Below are 12,533 nucleotides of genomic sequence, written 5' to 3'. Positions count from 1 at the left end.
AAAAAATACAACTCAAGATTGATTTATATATTAATAATAAATATAAAAAATAATTTACAATTCTATAAATTTCAATTTAATTATATTTGTTAAAATTTAAATACTAAATAAACTAATAATAATCGAATTTATCACAACAACAATAGCAAGCGATATCGCATAATATTCAAAACCACTGAGATAAATGAGAGTTAAACAAGTTAAGAAAACTACCATTTCGGCCATAAATCGCGGTAAAAAGGCCAAGCGGTTAGGCGCTTTTGGCGCTATATAAGTTGCCCAAAAAACAATAATCATTATTGGCAAAATCAAACCAATACCAAATTTAAAAATGGCTTGATCAAATCGACTAAAGCCGCAATAGCATAGAGACGCGATTATTAATAATTCTAATAAAAATCTTAGACTACCATTAATAAGTTTAATAAAATTCAAAATATTAGCTTTCAAATGAATAAAAAAGCGCCGCTATTTTTAATAGCAGCGCTTAATCCTCTCTCTTTAATTGCAGTCTTCACATGTGTGGATGCAATTATTCCCACTCAATCGTACCAGGTGGTTTTGATGTCACATCATAGACAACGCGATTAATGCCGCGCACTTCATTGATAATGCGAGTTGCAGCTCGGCCTAGGAAATCCATATCATAATGATAGAAATCAGCTGTCATACCATCAACCGAAGTTACGGCACGTAAAGCACAAACAAATTCATAAGTGCGACCATCACCCATAACACCAACTGTCTGCACAGGAAGCAAGACAGCAAAAGCTTGCCAAATTACATCATAAAGGCCAGCCTTGCGAATTTCATCCAGATAGATTGCATCGGCTTCACGCAAAATATTAAGTTTTTCACGGGTAATACCACCTGGACACCGAATAGCAAGACCAGGACCAGGGAAAGGATGGCGACCAATAAAGTTAGCAGGCAAACCAAGCTCACGACCAAGCGCACGCACTTCATCCTTGAACAATTCACGCAAAGGTTCAAGCAATTTCATATTCATGCGCTCAGGCAAGCCGCCTACATTGTGATGGCTTTTAATGGTAACCGAAGGACCTCCCGTAAAGGAAACGCTTTCAATAACATCTGGGTAGAGTGTGCCTTGCGCCAAAAATTCTGCACCGCCGATTTTTTTGGCTTCCGCTTCAAATACTTCAATAAACAAGCGACCAATGGTTTTGCGCTTTTCTTCCGGATCACTCATCCCTTCAAGGGCATCAATAAACATATCGGATGCATCAACATGCACAAGTGGAATATTATAGGTCTCACGGAACATTGAAACAACTTCCGCTGCTTCATTTTTGCGCAACAAGCCGTGATCGACAAAAATACAAGTAAGCTGATCGCCAATTGCTTCATGAATAAGAACGGCAGCAACAGAAGAATCAACACCGCCGGATAGGCCACAAATAACTTTTGCGCCACCAACTTGTTGGCGAATTGCCGCAATGGCTTGCTCACGATAGGCGGCCATTGTCCAATCGCCTTTAAGACCGGCAATTTTATGAACGAAATTTTGGATTAGCAAATGGCCATCAGGTGTATGGACAACTTCTGGATGAAATTGTACGGCATAAAAATGACGCTTTTCATCAGCAATGGCGGCAAAAGGTGCGCCTTGCGATGTTCCAATTACTTTAAAGCCTTCTGGCAACGCAACCACACGATCGCCATGGCTCATCCATACTTGATGGCGCGAGCCTTTTTCCCAAACGCCGTCAAATAATGGGCTATCTTGGTCAACTTGCAAAAAAGCCCGACCAAATTCGCGTTCATGGCCAGCTTCGACCTTGCCACCCAATTGCTCGCACATGGTTTGCTCACCATAGCAAATGCCAAGAACTGGAATACCAGCTTCAAATATTTCTTGTGGTGCACGCGGGCTACCAATATCTGTGGTAGAATGCGGGCTACCCGATAGGATAACGGCTTTTGGCTTTATGCGATGAAAGCCTTCGACTGCCGATTGAAAAGGAACGACTTCAGAATAAACGCCAGCTTCACGCACACGTCTTGCAATAAGCTGCGTTACTTGGCTGCCAAAATCGATAATAAGGATACTCTCAGGATGTTTTGTGCTCATGCATAGCAGATAATGAATTTCGGCAAAAAATGCAATTGTCTTAATCGCAATATCCTACCACATTTGTAGAAATCCACATCAAGACGATTGTTTAACCTTGCTTAAACGCAGTACAAGAACTTTTATTACCCCAAAGGCATCAAAATGCTTTGATAAAGGGTAAATAAACTATGCTAACAGACCAAATGCGAGCTTTGATCAAGTAGCCAACCTTGTTTAAATATCCTTACATAACGCTAATTCAATCACTTAATAATCAAGACTAGAATCAGGATTGCAAACAAGATCACTGATGCTTTTGGCAGCTAAGGCCTGCCTCTTTTGTGCATCATTTGCACATGGACGCAAATTGGTAATAACATCATAGCCTTTTTGCTTCAAACAGCCTTGTACATAACGCCAACGCAAATTTTCATTGCGATCGACTGTTGAATAGGTTGGTGGAATATAAACACCGCCAACCCTACGACAAAAAGCACCGCCGCCGCCAGTGCCAACACAACTCACATAACCTGGGTCATAAAACCCACCATTGACAGTTGTGCTTAACTCTGCAGGTACTTGCTTGAATGACGCTATCTTACAGCGATCAAGGTCGCCTTGCTTTTGTGCAAGCGTTGCACCTGGCTTAAATAATGCCGTATGAGACATTGTCCCACAAGAAGCCAATAAAGCTGTCAAACCGAAAAATGATAGAAATAGTTTTTTCTTCATAGCACCACCCACATAATATTAAAATCATAAGCGATATTATTGATGCTGTCTATCATTATCAAACATTGTCTATTGGCTTTTCTTCAATTTATGCAAGTGGGCGGCGCATTTGATAGGCCTGTTAGCACCTATACACACTCAACACACAACCAATTAGAATAGCTTTAATAAAGACCAATAAAAAGAAGTTTACTTCACCGGCATGCGTAAGCTCACAATGGTCCCCTTGCCCTCCCGTGAAAAAATACGCAATGTCCCCCCATGCAACTCAATCAATGAACGCGAAATAGCAAGGCCAAGACCAGAGCCGGTATGGGTTTTGGTAAACTGATTTTCCACCTGCTCAAATGGCTGCCCTAATTTGTTTAAAGCCGTCTTTGGAATACCAACGCCACTATCAGCTATCGTTACAAACAACATTTTGTTTTTAATGGAACTATGAACAGATACATGACCACCAGCTGGCGTAAACTTTACCGCATTGGATACTAGATTTAAGAAAATTTGCTTCAAAGCGCGACTATCGGCATACATGGGCATGGTTTGAGCAACTTTGGCTGCCAGTGCCACATGTTTTTCTTGTGCGGTAATTGCCATAATACGCAAAGTATCGCTCATTACGGTTGCAGCATCGAGCTGTTCACGATCAATGGAAAAACGACCAGCTTCGATTTTTGACATATCAAGAATATCATTAATCAATGTCAATAAATGCGTACCCGATTTAGTAATATCTTCCATATATTCATTATAGCGCTCATTGCCAAGCGGTCCAAAAGTTCCTGCGCTCATCATCTGTGAAAAACCGATAATTGCATTAAGTGGCGTACGCAATTCATGAGACATATTAGCCAAAAATTCAGATTTGGCGCGGTTTGCACTTTCAGCACGGTCTTTCTCTTCCTTCAACTGTTCATTAAGAAGTGAAACCTGCTCAGTCTTTTGTTTTTGTGCCGTGCGCGATGTACGCAACTCAGTCACAAAATTATACAAACGTTTTTGCACATCTATCGCTTTTTGCGCAGCCTCTTTAAGGGCAGAAATGTCCGTACCCACCGAAACAAAACCACCATCCTCAGTGCGCCGCTCATTCACTTTTAGCCATTTTCCATCAAGAAGTTTACGCTCATAAGTAGTATTACCTTCCTCGTCTCCCTCAAGCACGGTTTCGAGAAGCGGAGCACGCGCTTGTGCCTCAACATAGGTACGAGAAGCGCCAGGCACCAATAGATTGGCTGATAGGGCTGCATGTTCTCTATACTTGCTATTTGACATAACAAGACGTCCATCAGCATCCCAAAGCACAAATGCTTCTGAAATATTTTCAATAGCATCGCGAATACGGCGGTCAGCTTTAGCGGTTTGTTCTGCAAATTGATGCTGTTCGCTAACATCAAAAGAAATACCAACAAGATGCGGCTCATCACTACCCGCAACCTCAGCGCGAATACGCATCCAAACATTATGGCCATCGCTATGACGCATCGGCACATTAATATCAATATGATCAACTTCACCGTTCATCGCACGGCGCGCAACATCATAAAGATCAAAATCTTTCGGATCGACGACAGCGGCAACCTCAGATACTGAAAGCAACGCATCATAAGGACGATAACCCAACATCTCATACATAGAACGCGACCAATAGATACGACCACGGGCCATATCCCAGTCCCATAATCCGCAACGACCACGCACCATAGCCGTATCAATACGCTGCTGTATGCGATCGGCGATAGCATCAGCATCGCGCGCTCTTGTTGCTTGACTGAAATAGGCATAGAGAATGGCCAACATTACCCCAACAGTACCCGCAAAAAGCGTAATATTGAGCGATAAGGTTTTACGCCAATCAGCGAGCATTTTCTGCTGAGACAATGCAACAAAGATACGGTAACCAGCAGTTTCGCTCATAGCCGCATAGGCAGGATCATTATTAATAAGAACGTTCATAATACCTGCACCTGCTCCCATAACAAATAAAGCGGGTGTGTCACTTACCTGATCAGAAAGCAGCTTTCCAATCAACGGTTCAAAACCAGATGCTGCAACAACAACACCATTGGCATCGACAATAGCAATAACGGCGGCAGGATTTACTAAACTTGCACTACGAAAGCGCAACAAAATATCCTGCAAGGCTGCATTAGACAATCTACCTTTCGACCCGCCATTAACTGCCGCAACACGATCAATTGCTGAAGCTATATGGCCGGTCGAAAGCGTTAACGCCGCACGGGAACTGCTTTCAATACCCACACGCCACTCATAAAGAGAAAGACCGCGAACCAGGGCCAAAATAATAAGAAAAAAAGCTATAAGCAAAGGGATAGAGCGCCGCATCCAAGGCTCAATCCTCAACATTCTTTTATAAGCTGGACCTGAAATAAGGTTTACATGCGCAGACATATCCAACCGTTGCTTTACCGGTTTTTTTTTGTCAGCAAATGCTCCTTTGGCCGCGTCCAACGCGTCCATTCTTGCCATAGGCGGCCCCTCTTCCAAAGATTAGAAATCACTGCAACTGATTCGCATATACAGCACTTGAATAGCTGCAATGAATCAAAACTGATTCGCTATGTCCAGCATTTTCTTAACTTTAGCTTAACTTTTATTCATAATGTATAAATACCATTAATAAACAGTCACTTAAGCGATAATAGTTTTTTCTTTTCAAAAATATCAAATGCGATAATTGGTCCTAACGGATATTTGAAAATATGTTTTGCAAACACATCTAAAATTAAGGAAACAAAGACAACAAAATAAAAAATATAGCGCTGCAAACATTTTTAAAGGTTTCAATAACTAAAACTCACAAATAAGTGCATTTCAAAATCCATGTTAGCGCTCTATTAAAAAAGAATATTGAACAAATGCTGCATTTATTTTTAATATGATAAAAGACCAATCAATATAGTTATCAATAGTGTAAAGGCATTTTTGGAGCAATAAGGCAAAAACCAAAATCAACCTCTACTTATCGACCATATACTAAAACCGAAAAATTAAGGCGCGCAACCACTTTTTCACTAAATGGACGCGCTTAAAACACCATGAGATTGTTGAGTTAACTAATACCCATCAATTTTGCCAATAAACCAATGACGACTTGATAGAGTAAACAATGCACGCAATTGAAATTTGGCTAGAAGCCTATATTCAACACTATGGAATATTCGCCTATTTCTTTATTCTGTATTTTGAATCCTTGGGCTTACCTTTACCTGGCGAAAGCGGATTAGTGGTTGGATCATTGCTCGCCGCCGCTGGCAAGCTAAGCTTACCTGGCTTATTAGTAGCCTGTTTTTTGGGAAGTGTCCTTGGCGATTGTACCGGATATGCAATCGGTCATTTTGGTGGTAAAAAGCTTTTGCTGCGCTACGGCTATTTGATTAAATTAACACCCGAACGGCTAGATAAATTTGAAAACCAACTGAACCAAAAAGGTTTTTTCTTTGTTGCAACCGCAAGATTTATTGTAATTGTACGACAATTGAATGGCATCATTGCAGGATCAGGCGGTATGGCATTCCATAAGTTTCTTATTGCTAATATTATTGGATCTGCAGCTTGGACACTTGTTTGGGGAGCAGGCCCCTATATCGTGAAAGTTTTTTTCTCATAAAACAATAAAAATAAAAAATTCTTCAAACTTATAATAAAATATTATAATAAAATACTATATAAATATTTAAAATTTATTTTAAAATGCCACCACAATAAATAAGTGAAAGTATATTTTTGTTTACCACCATAGAACAAAAACACTTTTAAATATGATTGTGATATTGTAAACATAAAAAAGAATATGCGCTCTAGGTAAACCAATATTGTAATTATCACATAAATTACAATGTAAAAGGATGAATGATGAGGCCCGAGGATATTGCAGCCGTCCGGCAATTAGAATTATTTGCCAATGTGAAAGAAGAAACCTTTCAATCATTGATCAATGGGGGCTTTTTACAAAATTTTCCAGAAGGCGTCGTTTTAATCCATCAAAACCAACGAGCAGATTTTTTATATATTTTAATTGAAGGCAATATTGAGATGTTTTCCTATACAGAGGAAAAGCAAACCATCCTTGATATTGTTGAGCCAGTAGGCCTTTTCATTCTAGCGGCAGTTTTAAATGACGATGTATGCTTGCAATCAGCGCGGACTTTAAGCAACGCAACAGTGCTAATGATACCAGCAGAACAAGTTCGGCAAGCAATTGAAGAAGATATAACCTTCATGCGTGCCGTTGTCCGCGAATTGGCAAAACGTTATCGTCACACAGTTAAAGAACTCAAAAACCAAAAATTACGTTCATCATCTGAACGGTTGGCCAATTTTCTTATTAAATTTGCCAAACAGCAAAATCAAACCCATTTCATCGATTTACCATGTGAAAAGAGGTTAATTGCACGCTACCTTGGCATGACAGCCGAAAACCTTTCCCGCTCTTTTTCACAACTCGCCAAACATGGTATTAAAGTTGATGGCTCCCGCGTTGTCTTTGTTGACATGCATAAGCTTGAACTTTTCGCCCGCCCCGACCCGCTAATTGATAAAATTGAGCCACAATAATAGTAATGAAAGAATAGAGCTAAAACATTATTTCTCTATTTCTTTATGCCTTACCACATAGTGCTTGCTTTATAAAATTTTGTGTACTGCAAAATAGCGCTTACTTAAAGGCCATCAACACATATCTTTGAAGCATGATCTTCATAAATTAGTTTTTTTAATTTTGATAAAAATTGGATTTACAGTCGTTTTATCAGCAAACTTATAAAGCTTGAAATAGACAAACATCAAATAATTTAAATAGTTTTGCTCAAGCATCATATCTCTACCTACTATCTTAACACTACTCGCGTCCTTTTACCGCAGATCAAATGCAATTGATGAAGATAAATCCGTATCCCAAGATTACAACCAGCTAATATTTTTTCCTAAATAGGGTTAAGTTGTTCGCAATTTTTGAAGAAAATTTTGTAGCGATCAGCATTTTCGTAAACTTAAAGTTGCAACGCCAAAATTGCGTAGCCTCCGCACTACTAAACTTAACAAATTTTCCTTTTAACACCACATAAAAGAAAAACTTACAACTATTGACAAGCTATACCTGATCATCATTGCCCCCACCTGCTTGAAGCTAACGATATATTAGGATTCTCACCGGATTAAACGCTTTATGACAATAGCGCGCTCTATTACCGACGTTAGCAAAGCTTCCTCCTGAAAGGAAAATTTGCCATATTGCGTCAATGCTGCTATCGACATTAATTCCTTTACAGCTGCAACAGCCCACTCATCCTGAAGACTGATCTTGTCGTATTAACTTTGAAAATATTGAACTGTTTCAAAGCGGTTATTTTTCTGTAATTCACTTATCAAAATACCAATATCAACCAATAATTCCGCATACATACAAAACACCCTAATAAAACAAAAGCCCGCTTTTGCTGAACAAAAGCGGGCTTCATTTTTGTAAATCAATAAAACTTATTCCGCAGCAGATGCGTTTTCAGTCATATCTGTAAGCATTGCACTTGCTGTTTCCGCGCCAGTTGATTTGCGACGCTCGTCAACGATAAGATCATCACGAGTTGTAGCAATGCGGCGGATTTGTGCCATGCTACCACCAGTACCTGCAGGAATAAGGCGGCCAACAATGATGTTTTCCTTCAATCCTTGCAATGTATCAATCTTACCTGCAACTGATGCCTCAGTAAGAACACGGGTTGTTTCCTGGAAGGAAGCAGCCGAGATAAACGAAGGTGTTTGCAAGGATGCCTTAGTAATACCAAGAAGTACTGGATTACCAAGTGCAGGTGCTTTACCTTCTTCGATCAAGCGTTCATTAACTTCTTCAAGTTCGATACGGTCAATATGATCACCAACGATGTAGCCAGATTCACCAGATTGAGTAATTTCAACCTTCTGCAACATCTGACGCACAATAACTTCAATATGCTTATCATTGATCAACACGCCTTGTAAGCGATAAACTTCCTGAACCTCATTAACGAGATAAGAAGCCAAAGCCTCAACACCCTTAATAGCAAGAATGTCATGCGGTGCTGGATTACCATCAAGTACATAATCGCCTTTTTCAATCTGATCACCATCCTGGAAGTGGAAAGGCTTGCCTTTAGGGATCAAATATTCTGCTGGCTCTTCTGTATTATCATCTGGCTCAATAAGGATACGGCGTTTGTTCTTGTAGTCGCGTGCAAAACGGATAGTACCACTGATTTCAGCGATAACCGCATGGTCTTTTGGACGACGTGCTTCAAACAATTCAGCAACGCGTGGAAGACCACCGGTAATATCCTTAGTCTTGGTGCTTTCCATTGGCAGACGGGCAATAACATCACCTGCTTGTACATGGGCACCAGGTTCAACTGATAAAATAGTTGCCATAGACACCATGTAACGAGCTTCACCACCACGAGCAAGCTTTGCAATTTTGCCTTTCTTATCGGTAAGGATAATAGCAGGCTTCAACTCTGCACCGCGTGGATTTGCACGCCAATCAATAACCTGACGCTTGGTAATACCTGTAGACTCATCGGCGGTTTCTGTCACAGAAAGACCATCGATCATGTCTTCAAAAGCAATATAACCTTCAACTTCAGTTAAGATTGGGCGGGTATATGGATCCCACTCGGCCAAACGTTGACCGCGTTTTACCACATCACCATCATCGACAAACAGATGAGAACCGTAAGACACACGATGTGAAGCTCGTTCTTTACCTGTTGCATCCTTAATAAGGATTGCCATATTGCGGCCCATAACGACTAAATTACCTTCAGAGTTACGAACAACGTTGCGGTTACGCAACTCAACATGGCCTTCGTAAGAAGCTTCAAGATAAGAAGAATCCACAACCTGCGCTGTACCACCCAAGTGGAAGGTACGCATGGTTAGCTGGGTACCTGGCTCACCAATCGACTGCGCAGCAATAACGCCAACAGCTTCACCTTGGTTAACTGGCGTACCACGTGCAAGATCGCGACCGTAACATTTAGCGCAAACACCATAACGTGTTTCACAGGTAAGAGCCGAACGAATCTGAACCGTTTGAATACCAGCTTCTTCAATCTTTGCAACGTCAGCCTCTTCAATCATGCGACCAGCTTCAACAATGATTTCACCCGAAATTGGATGAAGAATGTCAAGCAAGGCTGTACGACCAAGCACGCGCTGACCGATCGATGCAACGATCTGACCCGCATCGACGATTGGCTGCATGGTAAGGCCCTTAACCGTGCCGCAATCCACTTGCGAAATGATTGCATCTTGTGCAACATCTACAAGACGACGTGTCAAGTAACCAGAGTTAGCGGTTTTAAGCGCCGTATCAGCAAGACCTTTACGTGCACCGTGGGTTGAGTTGAAGTACTCATTCACGGTTAGGCCTTCTTTAAAGTTTGAAATAATCGGAGTTTCGATAATTTCACCAGAAGGCTTAGCCATAAGACCGCGCATACCACCAAGCTGCTTCATCTGGTTTGCAGAACCACGAGCACCTGAATGCGACATCATATAAATCGAATTCATCTGTTTTTGACGACCCGTTTCTGGATCAAACTCAACAGCTTGAATGCGCTTCATCATTTCTTCAGCAACACGGTCGGTACATTTACCCCAAGCGTCAACAACTTTGTTGTATTTTTCGCCTTGAGTAATCAAACCGTCATTATATTGTTGCTCATATTCTTTTGCCAATGCTTCCGTTTCAGCAACAAGGCGAGCCTTGCTATCAGGAATGACCATGTCATCCTTACCAAACGAAATACCGGCGCGACAAGCATGAGCAAAGCCGAGCTGCATGATACGGTCACAGAAAATCACTGTTTCCTTCTGTCCACAATGACGATAGACGTGGTCAATCATCTTTGAGATATTTTTCTTGGTCAATTCTTGGTTGACAATATCAAATTGGACATTTGGATTTTTGGGCAGCAATTCACCAACAATAAGACGACCTGGCGTCGTATCATAAACTTTTGATACCCAATTGCCATTTTCATCAAGATTCTTGTAGCGACCCTTGATCTTGGTGTGTAACGTCACAGCTTTGGTTTCCAAAGCATGACTTAACTCACCTTGGTCAGCAAAAATCATGCCTTCACCTGGCTCGCGCTCGGCTTTAATCGATAGATAATAAAGACCAAGAATCATATCCTGTGATGGCACAATAATTGGCGCACCATTTGCAGGGTGCAAGATATTATTGGTCGACATCATCAAGACGCGAGCTTCAAGCTGAGCTTCAAGCGATAATGGTACGTGAACAGCCATTTGATCGCCGTCAAAGTCAGCATTAAATGCTGTACAAACAAGCGGATGAAGATGGATAGCCTTACCTTCGATCAAAACTGGTTCGAATGCTTGAATACCAAGACGGTGAAGAGTTGGCGCGCGGTTAAGCAACACTGGATGCTCACGAATAACTTCGTCAAGAATGTCCCAAACTTCTGGACGTTCTTTTTCCACCAATTTCTTGGCCTGTTTCACAGTAGAGGAGTAACCCTTGGCATCAAGACGCGCATAAATAAATGGCTTGAACAATTCAAGCGCCATTTTTTTAGGCAAGCCACATTGATGCAATTTAAGTTCTGGACCGGTCACGATAACTGAACGACCTGAATAGTCAACGCGTTTACCGAGCAAGTTTTGACGGAAACGACCTTGCTTACCCTTAAGCATATCAGAAAGAGATTTCAACGGACGCTTATTAGCACCGGTGATAACGCGGCCACGACGACCATTATCAAACAAGGCATCAACCGCTTCTTGAAGCATACGCTTTTCGTTGCGAATAATGATACCAGGCGCGCGCAATTCGATCAAACGCTTTAAGCGATTGTTACGATTGATAACGCGGCGATAAAGATCATTCAAATCTGAAGTCGCAAAACGACCACCATCAAGTGGCACCAATGGGCGCAAATCAGGTGGAATAACCGGTACGATTTTCATAATCATCCATTCAGGACGATTACCAGATTCAAGGAAGTTTTCAACGATTTTCGAGCGCTTCAACAATTTCTTTTGTTTTAACTCAGAAGTTGTTTCGGCAAACTCAGCCCGTAAATCACCAGCAATTTTTTCAAGCTCCATTGAAGCCAAAAGCTCATAGATAGCTTCCGCACCAATTAAAGCTGTAAATTGGTCTTCACCAAATTCATCAACTGCCATCATATATTCTTCTTCAGAAAGCAATTGATGTTGCTTCAATGAAGTAAGACCGGTTTCGGTTACGATGTAGTTTTCAAAATAAAGTACGCGCTCAATATCCTTTAATGGCATATCAAGCAAAGTACCAATACGACTTGGCAGTGACTTTAAGAACCAAATATGAGCTACAGGTGCTGCAAGCTCAATATGGCCCATACGTTCACGACGAACGCGTGAAAGTGTTACTTCAACGCCGCATTTTTCACAAATAATGCCCTTATATTTCATACGCTTATATTTGCCGCAAAGACATTCATAATCCTTGATCGGGCCAAAAATACGGGCGCAGAAAAGACCGTCACGTTCTGGTTTAAACGTACGGTAATTAATGGTCTCTGGCTTCTTGATCTCGCCATAAGACCAGGACAGAATCTTCTCAGGACTAGCAATCGAAATTCGAATAGAATCGAATGTCTGAGCTGTCGTCTGAGGATTGAAAAGATTCATGACCTCTTGGTTCATGCCGTTCTCCTTAAGACTC

Annotated in this window: 7 protein-coding genes; 2 read left to right on the top strand and 5 right to left on the bottom strand. The window is 41.2% G+C overall.

Annotated features, from left to right (window positions below; genetic code table 11):
• Positions 1–96: 96 nt before the first annotated feature.
• The 4 genes from N6B01_RS15205 to N6B01_RS03900 form a co-directional block, all read right to left on the bottom strand.
• Positions 97–435 (bottom strand): YrdB family protein, encoded by a 339-nt coding sequence (locus tag N6B01_RS15205; RefSeq protein WP_410007225.1) that lies wholly within the window; start codon positions 433–435, stop codon positions 97–99.
• Between the two features lie 97 nt (positions 436–532).
• Entirely contained in the window at positions 533–2,092 is a 1,560-nt protein-coding gene (gene guaA, locus N6B01_RS03910) for a glutamine-hydrolyzing GMP synthase (protein ID WP_262080017.1), read from the bottom strand.
• A gap of 249 nt (positions 2,093–2,341) precedes the next feature.
• Positions 2,342–2,806, bottom strand: coding sequence for a hypothetical protein (locus N6B01_RS03905; RefSeq protein WP_182419012.1), 465 nt, complete (start codon positions 2,804–2,806; stop codon positions 2,342–2,344).
• A gap of 189 nt (positions 2,807–2,995) precedes the next feature.
• On the bottom strand, positions 2,996–5,296 hold the full coding sequence (locus tag N6B01_RS03900; RefSeq protein WP_262080015.1) for a sensor histidine kinase: 2,301 nt from the start codon (positions 5,294–5,296) through the stop codon (positions 2,996–2,998).
• 640 nt (positions 5,297–5,936) lie between these two features.
• On the opposite strand from N6B01_RS03900, the gene N6B01_RS03895 reads away from it, so the two are divergent.
• Positions 5,937–6,437 carry a DedA family protein gene (locus N6B01_RS03895; protein ID WP_262080014.1) on the top strand — a complete coding sequence of 167 codons (501 nt, stop codon included), beginning with the start codon at positions 5,937–5,939 and terminating at the stop codon, positions 6,435–6,437.
• A gap of 242 nt (positions 6,438–6,679) precedes the next feature.
• A complete protein-coding gene (locus tag N6B01_RS03890) occupies positions 6,680–7,384 on the top strand; it encodes a cyclic nucleotide-binding domain-containing protein (RefSeq protein ID WP_246708136.1) in 705 nt (234 codons plus the stop codon).
• 921 nt (positions 7,385–8,305) lie between these two features.
• On the opposite strand, the gene rpoC is transcribed toward N6B01_RS03890, so the two are convergent.
• Complete coding sequence (rpoC, locus tag N6B01_RS03885) at positions 8,306–12,514, bottom strand: DNA-directed RNA polymerase subunit beta' (RefSeq protein ID WP_182419008.1); 4,209 nt, start codon at positions 12,512–12,514, stop codon at positions 8,306–8,308.
• Positions 12,515–12,533 lie beyond the last annotated feature (19 nt).

This window comes from Bartonella sp. HY406, from assembly GCF_025449315.1.
Classification (GTDB): domain Bacteria; phylum Pseudomonadota; class Alphaproteobacteria; order Rhizobiales; family Rhizobiaceae; genus HY038.
Note: the sequence above shows the minus strand (reverse complement) of the source record. Positions and strands in the feature narration are given on the sequence as shown.